The sequence below is a fragment of the Burkholderia sp. SJZ089 genome (assembly GCF_007828315.1).
Taxonomy (GTDB): domain Bacteria; phylum Pseudomonadota; class Gammaproteobacteria; order Burkholderiales; family Burkholderiaceae; genus Burkholderia; species Burkholderia gladioli.
On the sequence record NZ_VIUM01000029.1, the window covers coordinates 52,063 to 75,753 of the forward strand.

The 23,691-nt window shown below is 68.7% G+C and carries 19 protein-coding genes; 9 read left to right on the plus strand and 10 right to left on the minus strand.

What is annotated here, in order from left to right; all coding sequences use genetic code 11:
• Position 1: 1 nt before the first annotated feature.
• Both FB600_RS34420 and FB600_RS34425 read right to left on the minus strand, forming a co-directional pair.
• Positions 2 to 1,351 (minus strand): efflux RND transporter periplasmic adaptor subunit, encoded by a 1,350-nt coding sequence (locus tag FB600_RS34420; RefSeq protein ID WP_145758097.1) that lies wholly within the window; start codon positions 1,349 to 1,351, stop codon positions 2 to 4.
• 37 nt (positions 1,352 to 1,388) lie between these two features.
• Positions 1,389 to 4,592 carry an efflux RND transporter permease subunit gene (locus FB600_RS34425; RefSeq protein WP_098151652.1) on the minus strand — a complete coding sequence of 1,068 codons (3,204 nt, stop codon included), beginning with the start codon at positions 4,590 to 4,592 and terminating at the stop codon, positions 1,389 to 1,391.
• 256 nt (positions 4,593 to 4,848) lie between these two features.
• On the opposite strand from FB600_RS34425, the gene FB600_RS34430 reads away from it, so the two are divergent.
• Positions 4,849 to 5,139 carry a DUF4148 domain-containing protein gene (locus tag FB600_RS34430; RefSeq protein ID WP_036054512.1) on the plus strand — a complete coding sequence of 97 codons (291 nt, stop codon included), beginning with the start codon at positions 4,849 to 4,851 and terminating at the stop codon, positions 5,137 to 5,139.
• 99 nt (positions 5,140 to 5,238) lie between these two features.
• Here the strand turns inward: FB600_RS34430 and FB600_RS34435 are convergent, their stop codons facing one another.
• From FB600_RS34435 to FB600_RS34455, 6 genes are all read right to left on the minus strand, one after another.
• Positions 5,239 to 6,015, minus strand: a complete 777-nt coding sequence (locus tag FB600_RS34435) for a hypothetical protein (RefSeq protein ID WP_145758098.1) — start codon at positions 6,013 to 6,015, stop codon at positions 5,239 to 5,241.
• A gap of 111 nt (positions 6,016 to 6,126) precedes the next feature.
• Positions 6,127 to 8,385 carry a TonB-dependent receptor gene (locus FB600_RS34440; protein ID WP_145758099.1) on the minus strand — a complete coding sequence of 753 codons (2,259 nt, stop codon included), beginning with the start codon at positions 8,383 to 8,385 and terminating at the stop codon, positions 6,127 to 6,129.
• Between the two features lie 311 nt (positions 8,386 to 8,696).
• Complete coding sequence (locus FB600_RS34445; RefSeq protein ID WP_096752493.1) at positions 8,697 to 9,212, minus strand: hypothetical protein; 516 nt, start codon at positions 9,210 to 9,212, stop codon at positions 8,697 to 8,699.
• 307 nt (positions 9,213 to 9,519) lie between these two features.
• Positions 9,520 to 9,666, minus strand: a complete 147-nt coding sequence (locus FB600_RS37430; RefSeq protein ID WP_186057338.1) for a hypothetical protein — start codon at positions 9,664 to 9,666, stop codon at positions 9,520 to 9,522.
• Positions 9,667 to 9,784: 118 nt separating this feature from the next.
• On the minus strand, positions 9,785 to 11,188 hold the full coding sequence (locus FB600_RS34450) for a heavy metal sensor histidine kinase (protein WP_145758100.1): 1,404 nt from the start codon (positions 11,186 to 11,188) through the stop codon (positions 9,785 to 9,787).
• A complete protein-coding gene (locus FB600_RS34455; protein WP_046582068.1) occupies positions 11,185 to 11,856 on the minus strand; it encodes a heavy metal response regulator transcription factor in 672 nt (223 codons plus the stop codon). Before FB600_RS34455 ends, FB600_RS34450 begins: the two co-directional genes overlap by 4 nt.
• Positions 11,857 to 12,076: 220 nt before the next feature.
• Here FB600_RS34455 and FB600_RS34460 point away from each other — a divergent pair, with 220 nt between their 5' ends.
• The 6 genes from FB600_RS34460 (at position 12,077) to FB600_RS34485 (ending at position 18,384) form a co-directional block, all read left to right on the plus strand.
• Positions 12,077 to 13,978: a copper resistance system multicopper oxidase gene (locus tag FB600_RS34460; protein ID WP_145758101.1), complete on the plus strand. Its 1,902-nt coding sequence runs from the start codon at positions 12,077 to 12,079 to the stop codon at positions 13,976 to 13,978.
• A complete protein-coding gene (locus tag FB600_RS34465) occupies positions 13,975 to 14,844 on the plus strand; it encodes a copper resistance protein B (RefSeq protein ID WP_145758102.1) in 870 nt (289 codons plus the stop codon). The genes FB600_RS34460 and FB600_RS34465 overlap by 4 nt, the downstream gene beginning before the upstream one ends.
• Before the next feature lie 54 nt (positions 14,845 to 14,898).
• Positions 14,899 to 15,285, plus strand: a complete 387-nt coding sequence (gene copC, locus FB600_RS34470) for a copper homeostasis periplasmic binding protein CopC (protein ID WP_098151659.1) — start codon at positions 14,899 to 14,901, stop codon at positions 15,283 to 15,285.
• Between the two features lie 5 nt (positions 15,286 to 15,290).
• Positions 15,291 to 16,205, plus strand: coding sequence for a copper homeostasis membrane protein CopD (gene copD / locus FB600_RS34475; protein ID WP_186048646.1), 915 nt, complete (start codon positions 15,291 to 15,293; stop codon positions 16,203 to 16,205).
• 140 nt (positions 16,206 to 16,345) lie between these two features.
• Positions 16,346 to 17,008: a response regulator gene (locus tag FB600_RS34480; RefSeq protein WP_098151661.1), complete on the plus strand. Its 663-nt coding sequence runs from the start codon at positions 16,346 to 16,348 to the stop codon at positions 17,006 to 17,008.
• A complete protein-coding gene (locus FB600_RS34485; RefSeq protein ID WP_098151662.1) occupies positions 17,005 to 18,384 on the plus strand; it encodes an ATP-binding protein in 1,380 nt (459 codons plus the stop codon). Before FB600_RS34480 ends, FB600_RS34485 begins: the two co-directional genes overlap by 4 nt.
• Positions 18,385 to 18,497: 113 nt before the next feature.
• On the opposite strand, the gene FB600_RS34490 is transcribed toward FB600_RS34485, so the two are convergent.
• Positions 18,498 to 19,856, minus strand: coding sequence for an MFS transporter (locus FB600_RS34490; RefSeq protein WP_025101919.1), 1,359 nt, complete (start codon positions 19,854 to 19,856; stop codon positions 18,498 to 18,500).
• A 271-nt stretch (positions 19,857 to 20,127) separates the two neighbouring features.
• Between FB600_RS34490 and FB600_RS34495 the strand changes: the two genes are divergently transcribed.
• A complete protein-coding gene (locus tag FB600_RS34495; protein ID WP_098151663.1) occupies positions 20,128 to 21,705 on the plus strand; it encodes an aldehyde dehydrogenase (NADP(+)) in 1,578 nt (525 codons plus the stop codon).
• Positions 21,706 to 22,153: 448 nt separating this feature from the next.
• On the plus strand, positions 22,154 to 23,233 hold the full coding sequence (gene trpS / locus FB600_RS34500) for a tryptophan--tRNA ligase (protein ID WP_096752498.1): 1,080 nt from the start codon (positions 22,154 to 22,156) through the stop codon (positions 23,231 to 23,233).
• 15 nt (positions 23,234 to 23,248) lie between these two features.
• Here the strand turns inward: trpS and FB600_RS34505 are convergent, their stop codons facing one another.
• Entirely contained in the window at positions 23,249 to 23,587 is a 339-nt protein-coding gene (locus FB600_RS34505) for a VOC family protein (RefSeq protein WP_098151664.1), read from the minus strand.
• Positions 23,588 to 23,691 lie beyond the last annotated feature (104 nt).

Here is a 23,691-nt window from a genome sequence, read left to right on the forward strand (position 1 = left end):
GTCAACGAAGCGCGGCCGAAGCCGCGCGAGGCGTCGCCGCGATCGGCCTTGCCTGCATGTCCGGTGCCGCCGCGCTCGCCGCCGCGGCCGGCCCCGGCTTCACGCGCGTCACGCTGGTCACCCGCACCGGCGTGCCGGCCGCCAGCGCATCGCCGGGATTGTCGATCACGCGATCCGAGGCGTTCAGGCCCGTCGCGATCTCGACCCGCGTGCCGAAGTCGCGTCCTATCCGCACTTGCCTCAGGGCCACGCGTCCATCGTCGGTCACCACGCCCACCGTCACGCCGTCGGGGCGGAACAGCAGGGCGCTGGCGGGCAGCTCGAGCGCCGGGCTGGGGCTCGCGATGCGCAGATGCACCTGCACGTAGGCGCCGGGCAGCAGCGCGCCGTCGCGGTTGTCGACGTCGATCTCGATGCGCAAGGTGCGCGTGGCCGGGTCGATCGCGCCGCTGCTGCGCGCTACGCGCGCGGCAAAGCGTCTGCCGGGGTATTGCGGCGAACTGAGCGTGACATCGGTGCCGGCCGTCACGTTGCCGGCGCTGTCCTGCGGCACGTCGACGAACACGCGCAGGCTGTCGGTCTGCTGCAGATGGAACAGCTCGCCGGTTTGCCCGGGCGAGCCGGGCGTGCCGCCTGCCGTCACCAGCGTGCCCACGTCGACCCGGCGCGCGGTGACCACGCCGGCAAACGGCGCCGTGACGGTCTCGAACGAGACCAGTTGCGCGAGATGCGCGACATTCGCCTGCGCCGCCGCGAGCAGCGCGCGCTTGGCCTCCATGTCGGCGCGCTTGGTGTCGGCGTCCTGCTGCGAGACCGATTGCGTCCTGAGCATCTGGGCCCAGCGCGCGGAGGTCGATTGCGCATAGACGTAATTCGCCTGCGCGAGCGCCTCGTCGGCGCGCGCCTGCTTGAGCTGGGCGTCGAGATCGGGCGCGGCGATGCGCGCCAGCACGTCGCCGGTCTTCACCCGGGTCCCGATATCGGTACGCCAGCTTTCGATGTAGCCGCTGGTTCGCGCGTAGATCGCGGCGTCGGCGAAGGGCGCCACCGCGCCAGGCAGGATCAGCGCCTGGTCGGCCGGCGCGCGGCCCGGCAGCACGACCGCGACGGGCAGTGCCCGCTGAGCGGCGGTCTGCGCCTGCTGCGCGGCGCGCGCAGACAGGCGCGGCACGATGCCGATCGCGAGCAGCGCGGCGAACACGGCGGCCAGCGCGAGCGGCAGCACGCGCGGCCGGCCGCGAGGCGTAGCGCCGGGGGCCGGCAAGGCGGCGTTCTCGGAGGGCGAGGCGTCCCGAGCGGCTGCGTCGGCGTGCGCCCGCTTGGCGGGATCGAGTTCGTGGTTATCGTTCATGATCGGGTCGAAGTGACGTTGGGCATCGGGGCGAGGTTCATCGTGCGTCGGCGCGGGCAGCGGCGGCCGTGCCGGCGCGCGCGCCGCGTCGCGCCAGCCAGGCATGCGCGAGGCCGAACATCACCGGCACGAACAACAGCGTCGAGACCGTGCCGAACGCGAGCCCGCCGATCACCGCGCGGCCCAGCGGCGCGTTCTGCTCGCCGCCGTCGCCGAGTCCGAGCGCCATCGGCAGCATGCCGATCAGCATCGCGAGCGCGGTCATCACCACCGGCCGGAAGCGCGTGAAGCCGGCTTCCAGCGCCGCCTGCCAGGGCGGCGCGCCCTCGCGCAGCATCTCGCGCGCGGCGTTGACCACCAGGATGCTGTTCGCGGTCGCGATGCCGATGCAGAGGATGGTCCCGGTCAAGGCGGGCACCGACAGCGTGGTATGCGTGGCGAACAGCATCCAGGCGATGCCGGCCAGCGAGGCGGGCAGGCCGCTGACGATCACGGCCGGGTCGATCCACGACTGGAAGTTCACCACCATCAACAGGTAAACCAGTCCGACCGCGAACACCAGCCCGGCCAGCAGCCCCGAGAACGAGGCATTCATGGCCTGCACCTGGCCGCGCAGCACGATCCGCGAGCCGGGCGGCAGCTGCGCGCGCGCCGCGTCCACCAGCTTCGTCACGTCCGCCGCGACGCCGCCCAGATCGCGCCCTTGCGTGGACGCGTAGATATCGAGCACCGGCTGCACGTTGTAGTGCGACACCACCGCCTGCTGGCTGGCGCGCGAGAAGCTGCCGAGCGAGCCGAGCAGGTTGCGCGGCGCGGCGCCGGCCGCGTCGCTGTCGCTCCCCTCCGCGGTTCGCGGCGAGGGCATCGGCAGGTTGGCCAGTGCCTGCAGCGAGTCGATCTCGTATTGCGGCGCCTCGATCGTGATCGGATAGCTCACGCCGTTGGTCGGATCCAGCCAGAAGTTCGGCGAAGTCTGCGAACTGCCCGACAAGGCGATCAACAGGTTCTGCGAGACGTCGCGCTGCTGCAGCCCGGCCAGGATGGCGCGCGTGCGGTCGACCTCGACGTCGATGGCGGGCTCGTCGCCGGGCTGCTGGATGCGCGCGTCGACCAGCCCCGGCACGCCGCGCAGTTGCGCGAGCAACTGGTTGGCCACCCGACGATTGGCGTCGAGCCGGTTGCCGACGATCTGGATGTCGATCGGCGAGGGCAGCCCGAAGTTGAGGATCTGGCTGACGATGTCGGCTGGCAGGAAGGCGAAGCTGACGCCGGGAAAGGCGGTGGCCAGCGTGTTGCGCAGGCGCGCGACGTAGCCGGCTGTCGGTGCGTGGCCTGCTTTCAGCGTGATCAGCACGGTGGCGTCCTGGGTGCCGATCGCGCCGCTCGAGTCGTAGCTGAGGTTGATGCCGCTGACCGGCACGCCGATATCGTCGAGCACCGAGGCGATCTGCGCGGGCGGTATCACGCTGCGGATCTTCGCTTCCACCTCGTCGGCGAGCCGCGCGGTCTGTTCGATCCGCGTGCCGGTCGGCGCGCGCAGGTGCAGGCGGATCTCGCCGGTGTCGACGGCCGGAAAGAAGTCGCGGCCGGCGAAGGCGAACAGCGAGGAGGAGGCGAGACAGGCCAGCACGAAGCCGGCGATCACCGCGCGGCGATGGCGGATCGCCCCGTCGAGCAGGCCCCGGTAACGCGCGCGGACCATGTCGAAGCGGTGCTCGAAGCCGCGCTGGAAGCGCGCGAAGCTGCCCCGCGCGGTACCCGACGGCGCGCGCAGCAGCCACATCGCGAGGGTCGGCACCAGCGTGCGCGACAGCAGGTAGGAGGCGACCATCGCGAAGATCACCGCTTCCGCCATCGGCACGAACAGGTAGCGCGCCACGCCGGTGAGCAGGAACATCGGCGCGAACACGATGCAGATCGACAGGGTGGAGACCAGGGTGGGCACGGCGATCTCGCCCGCGCCGGTCAGGATCGCGTCCTCCAGAGGCGCGCCGCGCTCGAGATGATGCGTGATGTTCTCGATCGCGACCGTCGCGTCGTCGACCAGGATCCCCACCGCCAGCGCGAGCCCGCCGAGGGTCATGATGTTGATGGTCTGGCCCAGCGCCGACAGCGCGAGCAGGGAGCTGAGCACCGCCAGCGGAATCGACACGGCGATGATCAGCGTCGCGCGCCAACTGCCCAGGAACAGCAGGATCATCAGCGCGGTCAGGCAGGCGGCGATCAGGGCCTCGCGCGCCACGCCCTGGATCGCCGACTTCACGAACACCGACTGGTCCGCCAGCGGCGTGATGCTGAGCGCCTTGGGCAGGCCGGCCGCGATCTGCGGCAACAACGCCTTGACCTCGCCGATGATCGACAGCGTGGAGGCGCTGCCGGTCTTCTCGACCGTCAACAACGCGGCGCGCTTGCCGTCGGCACGCACGATATTGGTCTGCGGTATGTAGCCGTCGCGCACGTGGGCGACGTCGCGCAGGTAGATCACGCCGCCGCCGGCCGTCTTCACCGGCAGATCGTTCAGCGCGGCGATGGTCTGCGTGCTGCCGTTCATCTGCACGTTGTATTCGCGCGCGCCGATCTTGGCCGAGCCGCCGGGCAGGATCAGGTTCTGCGCGTTGACGGCGTTCACCACGTCGATCGGCGAGAGCCCCTTGGCCTGCAGCGCGCGCGGGTCGAGATCCACCACGATCGAGCGCACCTTGCCGCCGAACGGAAGCGGCACGGCGGCGCCCTGCACGGTGGCGAGCTGGGTGCGGATGAAGCTGTTGCCCAGGTCGTAGAGCTGTTGTTCGGCCAGCGTGCGGCTCGACAGTCCCAGTTGCAGGATCGGCACCGTCGAGGCGCTGTAGGTGATCACGTTCGGCGGCAGCGTGCCGGGCGGCATCACGCGCAGGATCGACGAGGCGTTGCTGACGGCCTGCGCGATCGCGCGGTTGATGTCGGCGCCGGGGTGGAAGAACACCTTGATCACCGACACGCCGTTCAGCGATTGCGATTCGATGTGCTCGATGTCGTCGACGTCGGTGGTCAGGGCACGCTCGTAGATCGAGGTGATCCGGTGCGCCATGTCCTCGGCCGAGAAGCCGTTGTACTGCCAGACGATACTGACGACGGGGATGTCGATGTTCGGGAAGATGTCGGTCGGCGTGCGCAGGATCGCGAGCGGGCCGGCGATCGCGATCAGCAGCGCGAGCACGACGAAGGTATGGGGCCGGCGCAAGGCCAGCCGGACGATCCACATGGCGGTTCCTTCCGGACGGAGATACGTGGCGAGGGCGCCGTGGGCGGCGCGATGAGGAGGTGCCAGTGTGGAAGCGCGACGCGCACTCGTTGCTGACGCGATTATTACGAAGTTGTCATGTGGCGCGGATGTCGATTTCGTCATCGAGCGGTCAGGTTTGCCGCAAGCCGCGGTGGCCAGAATGATTGCGTGGCTCGGGCGGGTTTCGATGTGCGAAGCACGGCCGGGTCCGACCGTTCATCAATCATTCGGAGGTATGAGGATGTCCAAGTCGACACGCTGGTTCGCGGCCGCTTGCGCCGCATGTGCCGCATCGCTCGCGCTGTCCGCGCCGGCTTTCGCGAAGGTGGATAACAACGGGCTGACGCGCGACGAGGTGCGCATGCAGCTGATCGACGCGCAGCGCGCCGGTTGGGTGCCCAGCTCGGATGCGGATTACCCACCCTCGGCCGCCACCGTCGCGCGCAATCGCGAGCTGTACGCGATCGCGCACCATGCCGACGCGGAGCCCGGCATGCGCACCGCGGCGGTCGATGCCGCGCCTTGAGTCCGCGTCGAGCCGGCATCGAGCCCGCGCGCGGCGTCGCTCGTCGCCGGGTGTGGCCGCCGCGACATTCCCGGCGCTTCGGTGTCGCGTGGCGGCGGCTCAGGCGCGGGCGCCGCGTCCCGCCGCGCGCTGCGGTATCAGCAGCACGCCGAGCACGATGAAGACGGCCAGCAGCATGGTGGCGTAGAAGCGGCTCAGTTCCAGGCCGCCTTGCGCCACCGGCTTGTCGAGCCAGTCGCCGAGCGTGGCGCCGAGCGGGCGCGTCAGCACGAAGGCCGCCCAGAACAGCGCGGTGCGCGACACGCGCGCCCACAGCATCAGTACCGCAACCAGCGCCAGGCTCGCGCCGAAGATCGCCGCGCCGGTCTCGTAACCGAGCCCGAGGCCGCCGAGATCGTGGCCGGCGACGAAATCGCCGAGCGCGGTGCCGAGCGTCTGCGAGAACATGATGGTGGCCCAGTAGAACCATTCGGCGCGTGCGCCGGTCACGCTGTCCACCGAAACCGTGCCCTCGACGCGATACCAGGTCGCGAGGCTCGCGGCCAGCAGCGCGACGATGATCGATACGCCGCCGGCGTAGCCGAGCCCGAGCGAGCGATCGCAGAAATCGGCGAGCGTGGTGCCGAAGGTGGTGGTGGCGATGATGGTCGCCCAGTACAGCCAGGCCGTGAAGCGCGAGGCGCGGATTTGCGCCGCGACCAGCACCGCGAAGGCCGCGAGGAAGATCAGCGAGCCGACCAGGTAGCCGAGGTCGAGGGACATGGTGACCCAGTCGCCGCCGGTTTCCCCGAGCGTGGTGGCCGCGATCTTGACGGTCCAGAAGCCGAGCGTCAGCGCGGGAACCTTGCTGATCGCGTGTTCTGCCTTGGCGTGCATGCTTGCCCCTTGTCCTGGTCGATGGAAGCGAAGGGCAAGCGTAGCGAGGCGGGGCTTAACGAACGATTAAGGCAGCAGCCGGAAAGCCGCGCTTCCCGGCGATTTCCCGGCCTATTGATAGAGGTTCAGCGTCAGCATCGCCGAACGGCCCGGCGCCCATGCCGCGTAGATCGGGTAGGCGGTGGCGTAGTACTTCTTGTCGAAGAGGTTCTGCACATTCAATTGCAGGTCGATCGACTTCGTCACGTGGTAGGTGGCGGCGGCGTCGAAGCGTGCGTAACCCGGCGTCCATTTGCGCGCGGTGGCCGACACCGACGCGTAGGTCAGGCTCGACACCGTCGCGCCCGCGCCGAGCGTGAGCTTGGGCAGCGCGTCGTAGCGGGTCCACAGCGTGAAGTTGTGCTTGGGCACCATCACCATCGGCAGGCCCGAGGCGGTCGGGCTGCCGGCGCCGGCGTTGGTGGTGACGGCGTTCAGGTAGGAGTAGCCGCCGAACAGGTGCCACTTGCGCGTGACGTCGCCGGCGAAGCCGAACTCGAAGCCGCGCACGCGCTGCGAGCCGGCATTGACGGTGTGGCCGAGGCCGTCGGAGACGCGCGCATTGGTCTTGTCGGTCTGGAACAGCGCGGTGCTCAGCGACAGGCGCTGGTCGAGCACGTCCCACTTCGCACCCACCTCGATATTGCGCGAGCGCTCCGGCGAGAGGTCCTGGTTGGTGGCGGTGAGCTGGTCGTTGCCGCCGCCGATGCCGGCGTTCGCGCCGGGCGGATTCGACGAGGTGCCGTAGGAGGTGTAGAGGCTGAGCGTCTCGACCGGCTTGAACACCAGGCCGAACTGGTAGCTGAACAGGTTCGCGGTGTTGTTCAGGTCGGCCACGCCGGCCTGTTTCGCGCGCACGTCGTAGCGGTCGTAGCGCAGGCCCGCGTTGAAGCGCCAGCGTTCCGAGAGCCGGACCGTGTCGAACAGGTAGGCCGAGGCGACGTCGGTGCGCGTGTTGGTGGTCGCGCCGGGAAAGCCCTTGTCGCCGTTCAGGACCAGGTTGCCGGTCCAGGGGTTGTTGGGGTTCCAGCTGCCCAGCGGCGTGCAGTTGAAGGCCACCGAGCAGGGGCCGCCCGTGCGGATGTTGTTGCCCTTCGCGTCGCTGACGAGATATCCCTCGTAGCGGCTCTGCTCGTGGCTGAATTCGATACCGCCCGTCAGCGTGTGCTCCATGCCGAACAGGGTGGCACGGCCGGTCAGCTCGGTCTGGTTGGCGATGCTGTTGGTCGCGTACTTCCCGCTCTTGGCCTGCAGGGCGATGAGGTTCGAGCTCGGCGAGGTGAGCTGCGGGTTGGTGGCCACGTAGTCGAGCGTCGAGCGGCCGACCATGGTGGTGTTGCGCAGCTTCCAGCCGCCCTCCAGGCGATGCTCGACGCGCACCTCGGCCGTATCGGTCTGGCCGTAGCGGTAGTCGCGCGTGTTCAGGCCGTAGAACAGCCCGCGATCGGACGGCACCGGCGTGCCGCTGGCGCGGAACGGCACGCTGAAGTCGGGCATGTCCCAGGAGTTCAGGTGGTAGTAGCTGACGGTGACCTGGGTCGGCGTGTTCAGGCCGAAGGTGACCGACGGCGCGATGCCCCAGCGCTTGCTGTAGACGTCGGTGCGGCCCGCCTGGTCGCTGTCGTGGCCCATCACGTTCAGGCGCACGGCGGTGGTGTCGTTGAGCTTGCGATTGACGTCGAGCGTCGCGCGCTTGTAGCTGTCGGTGCCGAAGCCGAGGCTGGCATTGGTGAAGTTGTCGTTCTTCGGCGCCTTGGTGACGATGTCGATGCTGCCGCCCACCGAGCCGCGCCCTGCGTAGACGGAGTCGGGACCCTTGACGACGCTGATCTGCTCGATGTCGAAGGTCTCGCGATTCTGCACGCCGGAGTCGCGCAGGCCGTCGACGAAGATCGAGTTGCGCGATTCGAAGCCGCGGATCACCGGTCGGTCCGCCGAGGGATTGGCGGCCGCGTCGCCGCCCAGGAAGGTGATGCCGGGCACCGTGCGCAGCGCGTCGGCGAAGGTGGTCACGTTCTTCTCGCGGATCACTTCCTCCGGGATCACCGTGACCGAGCGCGGCGTGTCGAGCAGCGGCGCCGTGAACTTGTAGGACGGCAGCGTGCGCGTCTGCATCTCCGCTTGCGCGGTCACCGATATCGCGGGCAGGGTGCCGCCGCGAATAGAAGAGGACTGCGAAGCGTCGCGCGAAGGCGAAGCAACGGGCGCGGTGCCGGCCGACGGGGGCGCGGCCGGGCTGGTTTGCGCGGCGGCAACGAGCGGGGTGAACAACGCGGAACAGGCGAGGGCCGATACGAGGACGCGAGGCCTCGTGCGAAGAGCGGTGGACATGGGCGAGAGAGCGTTATCGAAAGCGGTTTCGTCGAGCCGGATATTCGACTGAATGTTGATATTAATGAGAATGATTCGTGATTGCGTTCCGGATTCTAGTGATCTCCCCGTGCTTTGTAAATGAATGCTTTCAAAAATCCTGGGGTTTGTTGACGAGTGCGAAACCGTGACGCGGTGCGCTGTCGTGCCGGATCGAGGCAATCGCGCGAGCGGGACGAATCGTCATATCGATGCGCGGCGCCCGGTGTCGATCACGGATGAATCATTGATTTGTTCGTGATGCGTTGCGCGGATGGACGAGATACCGCCAATCAGGGGCTGCCGGTTTGCAGGCGGTTCGCCGGGGCGGGCAGCGAGGGCAGGTTCAGCGATCGCTCGGCGCGATGGTAGGCCGCCAGGAAGGCCGGTGCATCGTCGCGCACGGCACCCATCCAATGCGCCAGTTCCTGTGCGCAGCCATCGTCGTCCGGATCCTGGAAACAGTTCGAGTTGGCCGGCATCTGCTGCGCCGACCAATACAGTGCGAACAGGCTCATCCGGTCGGCCGGCGCGAGGTGCAGGCTGACGTCGTTGCCGTCGGTGAGCCATTCGCGGATCGCGGCCGCCAGCCTGGCCTCGGTTTCATCGTCGGCATAGTTCAGGCCGTGCGTTTGATCCGCGCGGGCCTGGGCGAGATCGCGGCTGGCCACGGCGACCACGAAATCGATCGCGCGCGGCGCGCTCGCGTAGCCGGCCGGCGGGGTGCTGCCCAGCACGATGCCGGCCGGAAGCAGGGCGCCGGCGCAGGTCAGGGCGGCGAGCAGGCGGCGAAACGGAGCGGATGTCATGAGGCCGGCGCGGGATGAGCTGGCTGGCCACCGAAAGCCCGGAAGGCGAAGGTGGTCACTCGAAGCGAGCCAGCGTGGCGGCCGAAACTTAGAGAAAAAACAGGGCCGGATATGCGCGCGGCCGGCAGGGGTCTTAACGGGCTGTTAACTTCGCTTCCGGCATGCTGGCGACATGAGCCGATTGGGCTCCCGTCCACGTGGAGTGATTCGGACGGCGTCCCCCTTGACGATCCCGTTTCACTCTTTTCGACCCGGCCATGATGGCCGGGTCTTTTTTCTTCCGGCGTGCCCGGTGGGCAGGGTGGATTCAGGGTTTGCCGCCGGCGCGGTCGATCGCCGCCAGCAGATCGGCCAGCGCCGTTCGCGATCCGGGGACGTCGTGGCCGGCATCCGCCAGCGCCGTGGTGGATGCGGTGGCGATGGCTGCGATGAGCATGAGGGTGCGCAGCTTCATGGTGGCGTTCTCCAGGCTTGATCCGGGCATGGCGATATGCGATCCCGATGCCATGGATTCTGGAGAGCCGCGTCCGAGCGAGCGGTGAAGCGTGGATGATCTTTTCGTCACGATCGCGTCAATCCTGCCGGTTTGCCTCGCGCGGAAACCGCAGCGTGAACGCGGTGAGCCCGTCGCGGCTCGTCACGTCGACGCTGCCGCGATGCAGTTCCATGATCGAGCGGACGATGGCGAGGCCGAGGCCGGAGTTCTTCGCTGAACCTTGCCGAGAAGGGTCGACGCGATAGAAGCGCTCGAAGATGTTCTCGAGGTGGGCTGGTGGAATCGTCGCGCCGCTGTTTTCGACGCGGATCGTGCTGACGTCGTTCCGTTGCGCCACCTCGATCGTGATGGTGCTGTCGGGGACGGCATGTTCCACCGCATTCGACAGCAGGTTCGCCGCCGCGCGCCGCAGCAGCAGCGCATCGGCCAGCACGGTGCCGGTTCCGTCGATGCGGATGCGCAGATTCCTTTCGTCGGCGAGCGCCTGGTAATACACGACAATCCTGCCGAGCGTCTCGCGCGCATCGAGTCGCGTCGGCGACAGGTGCTGCGTGGCGTGATCGGAGCGGGCGAGGAACAGCATGTCGTCGAGCATCCGTTGCAGGCGCTCGCATTCCTCGATGTTGGATTCGATCAGTGCCTCGTAGTCGGCGCGCTCGCGATCGCGCGACAGGATGATCTGCGAGGCGCTGATGATGTTGGCGAGCGGCGTGCGCATGTCGTGCGCGACGTCGGACGAGAAGCGCGACAGGCGCGCGAACGCGCGCTCCAGTCGATCCAGCATGCGATTGACGGAGGCGCCGATATCGACGAGTTCGGCGGGGCCATGCGCCACATCGAGCCGCTCGTGCAGGCGGCTGGCCTCGATCTGCGAGGCCTGGCGCCCGATGTTGCGCACCGGGCGCAGGCCGAAGCGGGTGATCAGGTATCCCAGCGTGCCGACCAGCAAGGCACCGATCACGGTGGCCGCGACGATATCCAGGCAATAGGCGCGCAGCAGGGCGCTGCGATCGTCCGCGCTGCGCGCGATGGCGATCGTGATCCGGTTGCCGTCACCGAGCGGCACGGCACCGTGGATGCATTCGGCCGAGCCGATGCCGGCCGGCGCGCAGGCATAGGCGACGCCTGCCCGATGGCCCTGTGCGATGCCGGCACCCAGCGAGAGCCCGGCTTCCTCCGAGTGCTCGACGATGGGGGCGCCGCTCGCGTCGAAGACCCCGACGAACAAGCCGGAATGCGACAGCAGGGTTTCGTGAAACGCCGGCGCGGCGAGCCGCACGCCGTCGAGCGTGCGCGCCGCGCTGGTGAGTTGCGTGACCTGTTTGAGCTTGTCGGCGATCTCGATGTCGTCGCGTTGCCGCAACTGCGTCGACAGCGCCTGGTACAGGTAGCCACCGAGCATGGCCAGCACCGCCAGGCCCGCCATCGCGAACGCGGCGGCCAGGCGCGCGCCCAGCGAATAACGACGCTGCCGCGTCATGCGGATCGATCTTCCAGCACGTAGCCCATGCCGCGCACGGTATGCAGCAGCTTCGGCTCCTGGTGGTCCATCTTCAGGCGCAGGCGGCGTATGGCGACGTCGACCACGTTGGTGTCGCTGTCGAAGTTCATGTCCCAGACCTGCGAGGTGATGAAGGCGCGCGTGAGGATTTCCCCCTCGCGTTCGGCCAGCAATTGCAGCAGCGCGAATTCCTGCGCGGTCAGCTCGACACGCGCGCCGGCCCGCTTCACGCGCCGCTTCACCAGGTCGAGTTCGAGATCGGCGATCCGCAACGTGGTTGTCCCGACGTCTCGCGAGCGCCGGAGCAGCGAGCGGATTCGCGCGAGCAGTTCCGCATACGCGAAGGGTTTGGCCAGGTAGTCGTCGGCGCCGAGCTCGAGTCCCTCGACCTTGTCGGGAACCGAGTCGCGAGCGGTGAGCAGCAGCACCGGCGTCGACTTGCGCTGCCGAAGGCGGCGCAGCACTTCGAGCCCGTCGATGACCGGCAGCATCACGTCGAGGATCAGCAGGTCGAAATCCTCTTCGAGTGCCATGAACAGGCCGTCCTCGCCGTTGCCGGCGACCGCGACGCCATAACTGGCCTCGGTCAATCCCCGCTGCAGGTAGGTCCGCATTTTTTCTTCGTCTTCGACAATCAGGATGCGCATGGCGGGCAGAGGCTGGGGCAGTGGAGCAATGCGGCAAACGATAACGCCAAATCGGATGACGCGCCACGTCTGCCGAAGATGAAAAAACCGTCATCTGGGAGCCATCCGGCAGTCGTCGGTCCCTTCTTAATCTGCTCGACAGGCCCTACCCGGCCGGGCCGCGGCGATATCGACGCCGCGGCGTTCCAAATGAATCAAGGCGATCGGACGATCCTCGGCAATGCATACGAATCTGGGAAGACGAAATTTCGTGACGCGGCTTTGCGCGGCCGGCGTCGCGGGAGGGCTCGGCATGTGGCGGCCCGAAGTGTGGGCGCTCGAAGGTGGCGACCGCCCGCGCGTGCTCGCCGGATCCGAATTCGACCTGGCGATCGCGCGCAGCTCGGTGGAGATCGGCGGAAGGTCACGCCGCGCGACCACCGTCAACGGCACCCTGCCGGGGCCGGTCCTGCGCTGGCGGGAAGGCGATACCGTCACGCTGCGCGTGGCGAACCGGATGGACGAGGCGAGCTCGATCCACTGGCACGGCATCGTGCTGCCGTCGAACATGGACGGCGTGCCGGGGTTGAGCTTCGACGGTATCGCGCCGGGCAGCAGCTATACCTACCGTTTCAAGGTCCGCCAGCACGGCACCTACTGGTATCACAGCCATTCCTCGCTGCAGGAGCAGACGGGTGTGTATGGCCCGTTGATCATCGATCCGGCGCAACCCGATGCGAGGCGCTGCGAGCGCGATTACGTGGTGATGCTGTCCGATTGGAGCGACGAGGATCCTCGTCGCATCAAGTCCAGGCTCAAGAAGCAGTCGAACTACTACAACTTCCACCAGCCCACCCTGGTGGACCTGTTTCGCGACGCGCGGCGCGATGGCTGGCGCGCCACGCTCGCCGATCGGCGGATGTGGAGCGCGATGCGGATGAGCCCGACCGACCTGTCGGACGTCGGCGGCTACACCTATACCTATCTGGTCAACGGCGCGGCGCCGGACGACAACTGGACGGGCCTGTTCAATCCGGGCGAGCGCGTGCGGCTGCGGTTCATCAATGCCTCGGCCATGAGCTATTTCGATGTGCGCATCCCGGGGCTCAGGATGACCGTGGTCGCCGCCGACGGCCAGGACGTGGAGCCGGTTGCGGTGGACGAATTCCGGATCGCGGTGGCGGAAACCTATGACGTCGTCGTCGAGCCGGGTTCGGCCGAGGCCTATACGATCTTCGCGCAATCGATGGATCGCAGCGGTTATGCACGCGCCACGCTGGCTCGACGCGAGGGGCTGGCCGCGCCGGTTCCTGCGCTCGACCCCCGCCCGCTGCTGACGATGGCCGACATGGGCATGGATCACGGCGCGATGGCGGGAATGTCGCCAGACGCGATGCAGGGCATGGATCACGGCGCGACGGCGGGGATGTCGTCGGATGCGATGCAGGGCATGGATCACGGCGCGATGGCGGGGATGTCGCCGGATGCGATGCAGGGCATGGACCATGGCGCGATGGCGGGAATGTCGCCGGATGCAATGCAGGGCATGGATCACGGCGCGATGGCCGGCATGTCGTCCGACACGATGCAAGGCATGGACCACGGCGCGATGGCGGGCATGATCCAGCATCCCACGACGGAGCGCGGCAACCCGCTGGTCGATGCCCAGGCGATGGCGCCCACGGCACGGCTCGACGATCCCGGGGTCGGCTTGCGCGACAACAGTCGGCGCGTGCTGACCTATGCCGACCTGCGCAGCACGTTCCCGGATCCGGACGGCCGCTCGCCCATGCGCAGCATCGAACTGCATCTGACGGGCCATATGGAGAAGTTCGCCTGGTCGTTCAACGGCCTGAAGTTCTCCGACGCGGGGCCGATCCGGCTGCGCTACGGCGAGCGTGTGCGGCTCGTGCTCGTCAACGACACGATGATGGCACACCCGATCCACCTCCATGGCATGTGGAGCGATCTCGAGGACGAAGCGGGGCGGTTCCAGGTCCGCAAGCATACGATCGACATGCCGCCAGGCACCCGCCGCAGCTATCGCGTGACGGCCGACGCGCTGGGCCGCTGGGCCTATCACTGCCATCTGCTGTTCCACATGGAAACCGGCATGTTCCGCGAAGTGGTGGTGGAAGAATGAACAGCGTCGTGAAGATGTCGCTTCGTCCGCGCGCTGTTGCCTGCTTGTTCGGCATGACGGCTGCGCTCGGCATCTCCGGCGTTCATGCCGCCGAGGTGGAGATGCCCTCGACGGCCGCCGCGCCGGAGCCGATCGTGCAGCCGATGGCGCCGAGCCCGGCGTCGCCGGTCGCGCCCCTGACCGATGCGGATCGCCGCGCCGTCTATCGCGGCGGCGCGCTGCACGACATGGGCGATACCGAGCTGCATTCGTACTTCGTATTCGATCAGCTCGAATGGCAGCATCGCGCCGCCGGCGGCACCCTGAACTGGAACGGCAACGGCTGGATCGGCGGCGACCTGGACCGTCTATGGCTGCGCACCGAGGGAAGCCGCGTCGGCTCGCGTCTCGAGGATGCGGAAGTCCAGGCGCTCTGGGGGCATTCGATCACGCCCTGGTGGGACCTGGTAGCCGGCGTGCGCCACGATTTCCGGCCCTCGGAGGCGCAGACCTGGCTCGCCTTCGGCATCCAGGGCCTGGCGCTCTACAACTTCGAGTCGGAGGTGACGGCCTTTGTCGGCCAGCGCGGCCAGGCTTCGTTGCGCGTCGAGGGGCGCTATGACCTGCTGATCACCAATCGCCTGATCCTGCAGCCGTCGCTCGAGGCCAATCTGTTCGCGAAGGACGACGCGGCGCGCGGGCAAGGCGCCGGCCTCGGCGATACCTCGCTGGGCTTGCGCCTGCGCTACGAAGTGGATCGTCAGTTCGCTCCCTATCTCGGCATCAGCTGGGATCGTTCCTACGGCAACAGCGCGCGCATGGTCGTCCGGGAGGGCGGCCGGCGCTCGGAGTTGTCGGTGCTGGCGGGCGTTCGCGTGTGGTTTTGAGCGACGCGGCGCCCTGTCTTTCCCTCCGTTTTCCCGTCCTTCAGGAGTCCATCCATGTCGCGTCGTCTGATTCTGCCCGGCCTGCCGTTCGTCGTCTCGGCCCTGATCCTGGCGAGCACCGCATCCGCTCATCCCGCGCTGCTTGCCTCGACTCCCGCCAACCAGGTCGAGGGGCCGGCTCCCGAGCGCATCGAGCTGCGCTTCTCCGAGGATCTGATGCCGCGCCTGTCGGGCGCCGTGCTGGAAATGACGGCGATGCCGGGCATGGCCGGTCACGCACCGATGAAGATCGCCTCGACCGTGTCGGGAACCACCGACCCGAAAACCATGCTGATCGTGCCGAACCAGGCGCTGCAGGCGGGCACCTATCGCGTCGCCTGGCGGGCGGTGTCGGCCGATACGCATCCGGTGGCAGGCTCGGTGAGCTTCACGGTGCGATGAGCGCGATGGATGGAGCGCTGAATATCGCGATCCGCTTCGTGCTGTATGCGGCCGCGATGTTGCTGGCCGGGCTGCCGCTGTTCGCGCTGTATGCCTTGCGGCGCGAGGAGCGCGGGGCGCCGTGGTTCGTCGTGCCGTTCACGCGCGTGCTGGCCGGCGCGACGTGGCTTGGCCTGATCGCGTCGGTGGCCGCGCTGGCGGTGATGACGCGCGCGATGTCGGGGAGCGACGATCTCGACGCGAATCTCGATGTACTCGGCGCGCTGCTCGGCGGCACGGCCTTCGGCTCAGCCTGGTTTGCTCGCGTTCTTGCCTGCCTGGGCGCCTGTTGCCTGGCCAGGCGGCTGGCACGCCGGCCGGCGATGGCGACCTTCGCGGCAGCGGCGGCCGCCGGCCTCGTGGTACTCGGGTCGCTCGCCTGGGGCGGCCACGCGGTGATGGACGACGGCCGGCGCGGCGTGCTTCATCTGATGGCCGACCTCGTGCATCTCGCGGCGGCGGCGATCTGGCTCGGCGCCCTTGGCGGATTCGCGATTCAACTGGCGGCCGGCGGCGTGACACATATCGAAACGCTGGTTCGCACGTTGGCTCAGTTCGCCACGGTGGGTAGTGCCGCTGTGGCGGCCCTGATCGCGACCGGCATGGTGAATACCGTGATGGTGGTCGGCTGGCCCTTGGTCGGGTTCCCGGACAGCAGCTACGGCCGCGTGCTGCTGGTCAAGCTGGTGTTGTTCTGCGCGATGCTGGGGCTGGCGGCCTTGAACCGCTATCGCCTGGCTCCCGGGCTCGAGGCCCGCCTGCGCTCCGGGGACAGCTCGGGCGCGATGGCGTCGCTGCGCGGCAGCCTGTTGCTGGAATTGGTCTGCGCGATGGTGCTGCTGTTGGCGGTCGCGGTGCTCGGGGTGCAGGAGCCGAGGTGATATCCAGGTTTGAAACCAGGGCGCGATCCATCGCGGACGAGCGCATCGACACAGCTAAGTACCCCCTAAGCATCGCCTGCCTATGATCCGTGCTCGATGCGTGCCCGAAGTGCCGGGCCGCCCGTTCACGGAACCCCACCATGCGCGTATTGCTCGTCGAAGACGACCCCTTGATCGGCAGCGGGCTCGAGGAAGGACTCCGCCACGAAGGTTTCGCGGTGGACTGGGTGCGCGACGGCGATGCCGCCTCGCTCGCGCTGCGCACCACGCCCTATGGGCTGATGCTGCTCGACCTGGGCCTGCCCGGGCGGGATGGCCTGTCCCTGCTCAGTTCGCTGCGGCGCCGCGACGATGCGTTGCCGGCGATCGTGATCACCGCGCGCGACGCGCTGTCGGATCGCATTGCCGGGCTCGACGCCGGCGCCGACGATTACCTCGTCAAGCCCTTCGCGCTGGAGGAACTGCTGGCGCGCATCCGCGCCGTCAATCGCCGCCACTCGGGCCGCGCGCAGACCACCTTGTCGGCCGGCGCCTTGCGGCTCGATCCGGTGCGGCACCAGGTCTGGCTCGGCGGCGACGAGGTGGCGCTGTCGCCCAAGGAGTTCGTGATGCTGCACGAGCTGATGGCCGATCCCGGCGCGGTGATCTCCCGCGAGCAGTTCGAGGAGCGTCTTTACAGCTGGGGCGAGGAGATCGAGAGCAACGCGGTGCAGGTGCATATCCACAACCTGCGCAAGAAGCTCGGCCACGTCGCGATCCTGACCGTGCGCGGGGTGGGCTATCGGATCAGCGAGGCGGCATGAGCCGCTCGCCCTGGCGCCGCCTGGCCGGCTCGCTGCGCGGCCGGCTGCTGATCTGGCTGCTGCCGGCCGCCTGCGTGGTGGGCGTGCTGGCCAGCGCCGGCACCTACTGGGCGGCGGTGCGCGAACTCGACGTGCTGCTCGACGACCAGTTGCGCAGCGTATCGCGCCAGATCGAGATCAACCAGCATGGCTTGCCCGCCTTCGCGGGCCATGACGGCGCGGCACCGGCGCGCCAGCTCGACGATGCCGACGACGTGGTGCTGCAGCTCTGGCGCGACGGGCGGCTGGCCTTCACCACCGATCCCGGCATCGCGCTGCCGCCGCCCGGCGCGCCGGGGCTCGGCACGCTCGAAGCCAATGGCCAGCGCTGGCACAGCTACGTGCGCGAGAGCGCCGGCACCACGATCCGGGTCGCGCAGCCGCGCACGGCGCGCTGGGACGCGCTGGCGCGCATCGCCGTCCATCTGCTCTGGCCGGTGCTGTCGCTATTGCCGCTGCTGGCGGTGGCGCTGTGGTTCGGTATCGGCTACGGGCTGCGGCCGCTGCGGGCGATCGCCGAAAGCTTGCGGCAGCGCCACGCGACGCATCTCGATCCGCTCGATGCCGAGGCGGTGGCCGACGAGGTGCGGCCCCTCGCGGGCGCCATCAACGACCTGCTGCAGCGGCTCGACGCTTCGTTTACGCTGCAGCGCCATTTCATCGCCGATGCCGCGCACGAGCTGCGCACGCCGATCATGGGACTGTCGATCCAGGCGCAGTTGCTCGGCCGCGCCGGCAGCGAGGCCGAGCGCCTGCGCGTGATCGCGCAGATCCAGGCCGGCGCGACGCGGCTCGGCCATCTCGCCGAGCAGTTGCTGACGCTCGCGCGGCTCGAGCCTCAGACGCAGGCCGAGCCGTTCGCGCCGGTCGATCTCGCCGCGCTGGCGCGTTCGGTGGTCGGCGAACGCGCGCGCCTGGCCGATGCGCGGCGCGTCGATCTGGGCGCCGACGCGAGCGGCGCGCTGGTGGTGCCCGGCTGCGCCGATACGCTGCGCGTGCTGCTCAACAACCTGGTCGACAACGCGATCCGCTACGCGGGGGCGGGCGCCAGCATCGACGTGCGCACCCGGCGCGATGCCGGCGGCGTGCCGGTGATCGAGGTCTGCGATACCGGCCCGGGCATCCCGGCGGCCGATCGAGCGCGCGTGTTCGAGCGCTTCTATCGCGGCAGCGGCGCGCAAGGCGTCGCCGAATCGGGCAGCGGGCTCGGCCTGTCGATCGTGCAGCGCATCGCCGAGCAGCATCGGGCCCGCGTGGTCCTGCGCGACGGGCCGTGCGGGCTCGGGCTCGCGGTCGAGGTGCGCTTCGAAGGGCAGGCGCTGGCCGCTGCCGCTTGAAGTACCGCGGGGCTCGTGCCTGGTCGCGGCCGGGCACGAATGGAAAACGCGCGCCGGCACGCTCGGTGCCGGCGCGCGTCGAAGCCGCGGGCCGAGTGGAGAAACCGATCGCCTCAGGCGCCCGGCTTGCGCAGCGTCACACGCTGGATGTCCTTCACGATCACCAGGTAGCAGAGCACGGTGACCAGCGCATTCAGGCCGACGAACACCAGCGCGCCGTTGAACGAGCCGCTCGCGCCCACCAGGTAGCCGATCACGATCGGCGTGACGATCCCGGCGGCGTTGCCGAACATGTTGAAGAGGCTGCCCGACAGGCCGATCGCCTCCTTCGGCGCGGTATCGGCCACCACCGCCCAGCCCAGCGAGCCGATTCCCTTGCCGAAGAAGGACACGGCCATCAGGCCGATCACCAGCGCCGCGCTGTCCACGTAGTTGCAGCCGATGATGGCCATCGACAGCAGCATGCCGCCGATGATCGGGATCTTGCGCGCCATCGTCAGCGACACGCCGCGCTTGATCATGCCGTCCGACAGCATGCCGCCCAGCACGCCGCCGAGGAAGCCGCAGATCGCCGGCAGCGAGGCCAGCACGCCGGCCTTCAGGATCGACATGCCGCGCGCCTGCACCAGGTAGATCGGGAACCAGGTCAGGAAGAAGTAGGTGAGCACGTTGATGCAGTACTGGCCGATATAGACGCCGATCAGCATCCGGTTGCCGAGCATCTGGCGCACGTAGAACCAGCCGGCCAGGCGCTCGGGTGCGCCGGCCGAGGCGTTCCGGCCGTGCGTCTCGATCACGCCGCCGCCCTGCTCGATATGCTCGCGCTCGGCCTGGTTGACGCGCGGATGCTCCGCCGGGCTGCGCACCACGCGGATCCACACCAGGGCCAGCACCATGCCGGTCAGGCCCAGCCACAGATAGACGTGATGCCAGCCGAACGCGTGCGTGAGCCAGGCCATCAGCGGGGTGAACAGCACCGCGGCGAAATACTGGGCAGCGTTGAAGATCGCCGAGGCGGTGCCGCGCTCGCTGGTGGGGAACCAGCTCGCCACCACCTTGGCGTTGGCCGGGAAGGCCGGCGCCTCGGCGATGCCGACCGCGAAGCGCAGCACGAACAGCGCGGCGATGGCCGCCGCCGCGCTGCCGGCGAAGCCGATCGAGCTCTGCAGCAGGGTGAACAGCGACCACAGGAAGATGCTGCCGGCATAGACGCGCCGCGCGCCGAAGCGGTCGAGCAGCCAGCCGCTCGGCAGTTGCGCGAGCACATAGGCCCAGCTGAACGAGGAGAAGATGTAGCCCATCTGCACCGCGTCGATGCCGAATTCCTTGCGCATCGCCGTGCCGGTGATCGACAGCGTGGCGCGATCCGCGTAGTTCAGCGTCGTCACGACGAAGATCATCAGCAGGATCCAGTAGCGGACGGCGGTCCGTTTGGCCGTGGTGGCCGGATTGGCGGTGCGGGTCGCTTCCATGAATGTCCTGGCGAGAGCGCGAGAGGAAATGCGTGTTATATGCCTTGAGGCAAATGGTACGTCATCGTACAACTTGGGAGTGTAGTAGCCGCTTCAGGCAGCGGCCACCCGGGTTTTCCCTCTGATTACCCCACCGGAAATAATGGCTTTGGGTTCAATGGGATGAGCGGTTCGGGCGGATGCGCGGGCGCGAAGATTCTTATAGTCAGTCATCGTATCTGTTGGGCTACAATGTGCGCCACGAACTTTTTTGGACTGACGGAGCATAGCGATGCAATTGACTGGAGAGATGCTGATCGGCGCCGAGGCGGTAAAGGGCACGGCCGGCGAAGTGCGCGCCTTCGACCCGACGCGCGGCGAGACCATCGCCGAGCCGGTGTTCGGTTCGGCCGGCGAGGCCGAGGTCGAGCGCGCCTGCGTGCTGGCGCAGCAGGCCTTCGACGCGTATCGCTCGGCGCCGCTGGAAAGCCGCGCGGCCTTTCTCGAGGCGATCGCCGACGAGATCCTCGAGCTCGGCGACGCGCTGATCGAGCGCGCGCAAGCCGAAACCGGCCTGCCCGCCGCGCGCCTGCAGGGCGAGCGCGGCCGTACGGTCGGCCAGTTGCGGATGTTCGCGCGCGTGGTGCGCGACGGTTATTTCCTCGGCGCCTCGGTCGATCCGGCGATGCCGGAGCGCACCCCGCTGCCGCGCGCCGACCTGCGCCTGCAGAAGCTGCCGCTCGGCCCCGTGGCCGTGTTCGGCGCCAGCAATTTCCCGCTGGCCTTCTCGGTGGCGGGCGGCGACACCGCCTCGGCGCTGGCCGCCGGCTGCCCGGTGATCGTCAAGGCGCACGAGGCTCACCTCGGCACCTCGGAGCTGGTGGGCCGCGCGATCCAGCGCGCGGTGGCGCGCAGCAACATGCCGGCCGGCACCTTCTCGCTGCTGATGGGCCCGGGCCGCGTGATCGGCGCCGCGCTGGTCAAGCACCCGTCGATCAAGGCGGTCGGTTTCACCGGCTCGCGCCAGGGCGGCCTCGCGCTGGTGAACCTCGCCAACGCGCGCCCCGAGCCGATTCCCGTCTACGCGGAAATGAGCAGCATCAACCCCTTCGTGCTGTTCCCGGCGGCGCTGGCGGCGCGCGGCGAGAAGATCGCCCAGGGCTTCGTCGACTCGCTGACGATGGGCGTCGGCCAGTTCTGTACCAACCCGGGCCTGGTGATCGCGATCGACGGCCCCCAGCTCGATGCGTTCTCGAAGGCCGCCTCGGCCGCGCTCGGCGGCAAGCCGGCCGGCACCATGCTCACGCGCGGCATCGCCGAAGCCTACTCGAACGGCCGTGCGAAGCTGCAGGGCGCCGAGGGCGTGCGTCAGCTCGGCACCGGCGGCGCGGGCGAGGGCGGTTGCGCGATGTCGGGCGCGTTGTTCGACGTGAGCGCCGAAACCTTCCTGCGCGAGCATGCGCTGCGCGACGAAGTGTTCGGCCCGGCCTCGCTGATCGTGCGCTGCCGCGACCTGGACGAAGTGGCGACCGTGCTCGAATCGCTGGAAGGCCAGCTCACCGCCACCCTGCAGCTGGACGACGCCGACCTGGAGATCGCCCGCAAGCTGGTGCCGATCCTCGAGCGCAAGGCCGGCCGCCTGCTCGTCAACGGCTTCCCGACCGGCGTCGAGGTGTGTGACGCGATGGTCCACGGCGGCCCGTTCCCGGCCACCTCGAACGCCATGTATACCTCGGTGGGCGCCACCGCGATCGACCGCTTCCTGCGCCCGGTCTGCTACCAGGACTTCCCGGAAGCGCTGCTGCCGGAAAGCCTGCGCGAAGCCAATCCGCTCGGTATCGCGCGCCTGCGCAACGGCCGCGCCGAGTAAGCCGAATCCAGCCGACCCGCTGGCGTGATCCGCCGGCGGGCTGGTTTGGTGCTTGTGTCGGCTTCGATGCGGCGGCGTCGAAGCCGATTTTTTTGCCGTTTTTTTCGGGCACGTCCTTCTCCCGTTTTCCGCCGGGCCTCCCGCCATATCGCTTCGCAGCCCGAAGCAGCTTCGCCGGGCACGCGAGCCGAACCGGCCCCAGGCAATCCCGTGCGCCGTGCATGGGCGATGCGCCATCGCGTCCCGATCTGTGGCACCCTAGCGGCCATGCAGACGATTGTCCGATTTCCTCGATTCCCTCTCCCGATCCATTGGCGCCGCTCCTGAAGGGCGCGGCATCGTCTCGACTGATTCCTGACCATGTCCGCCGCGGTTCGGCCGACGCGGATCGGGACATCCGTCAGTCAAGGGCACACCGTGGCGGCTTCCCCGACCGGAGAACCTCCCGATGTCCGATCTTCAGGCAAACGCCTCGCGACCCGTCGTGCTGACGGGCGACCGCCCGACCGGCCCGCTGCACCTGGGCCACTATGTCGGCTCGCTGCGCACGCGCTTGCTGCTGCAGGATACGCACCAGCAGAACATCCTGGTCGCCGATACCCAGGCGATGACCGACAACGCGCACGACCCGGACAAGGTCCGCCGCAACGTGCTGGAAGTCGCGCTCGACTACCTGGCGGTCGGCATCGACCCGGCCAGGACCACCATCTGCCTGCAATCGGCGCTGCCCGCGCTGGCCGAGCTGACCCTGCTCTACCTGAACTTCGTCACCGTCTCGCGCCTGGAGCGCAACCCGACCATCAAGGACGAGATCCAGGCGCGCGGCTTCGGACGCGATATCCCGGCCGGCTTTCTCTGCTACCCGGTCGCGCAGGCGGCCGACATCACCGGCTTTCGCGCCACCGTGGTGCCGGTGGGCGAGGACCAGGCGCCCCTGATCGAGCAGACCAACGAGATCGTGCGGCGTCTGAACCGCCAGACCGGAATCGAGCTGCTGCCCGAGGTGGAGGCGCTGATCCCGACGCTGGGCCGGCTGCCCGGCATCGACGGCAAGGCCAAGATGAGCAAGTCGCTCGGCAATGCGATCTCGCTGGCGGCCTCCGAGGATGCGATCCGCGCGGCGGTCCGCCAGATGTACACCGATCCGAACCACCTGCGCGCCTCGGACCCCGGCACCGTCGAGGGCAACGTGGTGTTCACCTATCTCGACGCGTTCGACGACGACGTGGCCGAGGTCGAGCGGTTGAAGGCCGCCTACCGGGCCGGCGGCCTGGGCGACATGGTGGTCAAGCGGCGCCTGGAGGAGAAGCTGCAGGCCTTCGTCGCGCCGATCCGCGAGCGCCGCGAGCGGCTCGCGGCCGATTTGGGTTATGTGGTCGGCGTGCTGGCCGAGGGCACCGAGCGGGCGCGGGCCGTCACCCAGGCGACGCTCGATGCGGTGCGCGGCGCGCTCGGCACCTTCTCGCTCGACAGCGTGCGCGAGCTGTATGCGGCGGCGGCGCGGCCCGACGGCACGCCGGGCGCCTGAGGGGGCGAAGGGACGTCAGCGCTGCTGCTGGAACGCGAGCAGGTAGCCGTTGCAGTCGCTCAGCGCGAATTCGCGCGAGCCGTAAGGCATCTCCTGCAATGGCCAGGCGATCTCGGCCCGGTTCTGGAGCCTGGCATACAGGCCGTCGACGTCCGGCACCGTGAAATAGATGGTGCCGCTCAGCGCCGGGCCGGCGCGCCAGAGGTCCTGCGCCGTGAACAGCAGCTTGTCGCAGTCCAGCTCGGCCGTGAGCGTGTTGCCGGCCGAGGCGCCGACGCTGAAACCGAGCACGGATTCGTAGAACCGGCGAGTTTCGTCGAGGTCGTGGCAGCGCAGCAGCAGGGCGAGCGACATGGAGGTCTCCATCGGCTGGGATGGAGCGCATTCTATGTCAGGCCAGACGGCGCGCCCCCGCACGCGCTACAAAACACCACAAAAACAGACAGCCCGCGCCGGAC

Excerpts from the sequence above, each read along its gene's own strand:
- FB600_RS34420 (WP_145758097.1), bottom strand. The coding sequence starts at position 1,351 with ATGAACGATAACCACGAACTCGATCCCGCCAAGCGGGCGCACGCCGAC.
- FB600_RS34425 (WP_098151652.1), bottom strand. The coding sequence starts at position 4,592 with ATGTGGATCGTCCGGCTGGCCTTGCGCCGGCCCCATACCTTCGTCGTG.
- FB600_RS34430 (WP_036054512.1), top strand. The coding sequence starts at position 4,849 with ATGAGGATGTCCAAGTCGACACGCTGGTTCGCGGCCGCTTGCGCCGCA.
- FB600_RS34435 (WP_145758098.1), bottom strand. The coding sequence starts at position 6,015 with ATGCACGCCAAGGCAGAACACGCGATCAGCAAGGTTCCCGCGCTGACG.
- FB600_RS34440 (WP_145758099.1), bottom strand. The coding sequence starts at position 8,385 with ATGTCCACCGCTCTTCGCACGAGGCCTCGCGTCCTCGTATCGGCCCTC.
- FB600_RS34445 (WP_096752493.1), bottom strand. The coding sequence starts at position 9,212 with ATGACATCCGCTCCGTTTCGCCGCCTGCTCGCCGCCCTGACCTGCGCC.
- FB600_RS37430 (WP_186057338.1), bottom strand. The coding sequence starts at position 9,666 with ATGAAGCTGCGCACCCTCATGCTCATCGCAGCCATCGCCACCGCATCC.
- FB600_RS34450 (WP_145758100.1), bottom strand. The coding sequence starts at position 11,188 with ATGACGCGGCAGCGTCGTTATTCGCTGGGCGCGCGCCTGGCCGCCGCG.
- FB600_RS34455 (WP_046582068.1), bottom strand. The coding sequence starts at position 11,856 with ATGCGCATCCTGATTGTCGAAGACGAAGAAAAAATGCGGACCTACCTG.
- FB600_RS34460 (WP_145758101.1), top strand. The coding sequence starts at position 12,077 with ATGCATACGAATCTGGGAAGACGAAATTTCGTGACGCGGCTTTGCGCG.
- FB600_RS34465 (WP_145758102.1), top strand. The coding sequence starts at position 13,975 with ATGAACAGCGTCGTGAAGATGTCGCTTCGTCCGCGCGCTGTTGCCTGC.
- copC (WP_098151659.1), top strand. The coding sequence starts at position 14,899 with ATGTCGCGTCGTCTGATTCTGCCCGGCCTGCCGTTCGTCGTCTCGGCC.
- copD (WP_186048646.1), top strand. The coding sequence starts at position 15,291 with ATGGATGGAGCGCTGAATATCGCGATCCGCTTCGTGCTGTATGCGGCC.
- FB600_RS34480 (WP_098151661.1), top strand. The coding sequence starts at position 16,346 with ATGCGCGTATTGCTCGTCGAAGACGACCCCTTGATCGGCAGCGGGCTC.
- FB600_RS34485 (WP_098151662.1), top strand. The coding sequence starts at position 17,005 with ATGAGCCGCTCGCCCTGGCGCCGCCTGGCCGGCTCGCTGCGCGGCCGG.
- FB600_RS34490 (WP_025101919.1), bottom strand. The coding sequence starts at position 19,856 with ATGGAAGCGACCCGCACCGCCAATCCGGCCACCACGGCCAAACGGACC.
- FB600_RS34495 (WP_098151663.1), top strand. The coding sequence starts at position 20,128 with ATGCAATTGACTGGAGAGATGCTGATCGGCGCCGAGGCGGTAAAGGGC.
- trpS (WP_096752498.1), top strand. The coding sequence starts at position 22,154 with ATGTCCGATCTTCAGGCAAACGCCTCGCGACCCGTCGTGCTGACGGGC.
- FB600_RS34505 (WP_098151664.1), bottom strand. The coding sequence starts at position 23,587 with ATGTCGCTCGCCCTGCTGCTGCGCTGCCACGACCTCGACGAAACTCGC.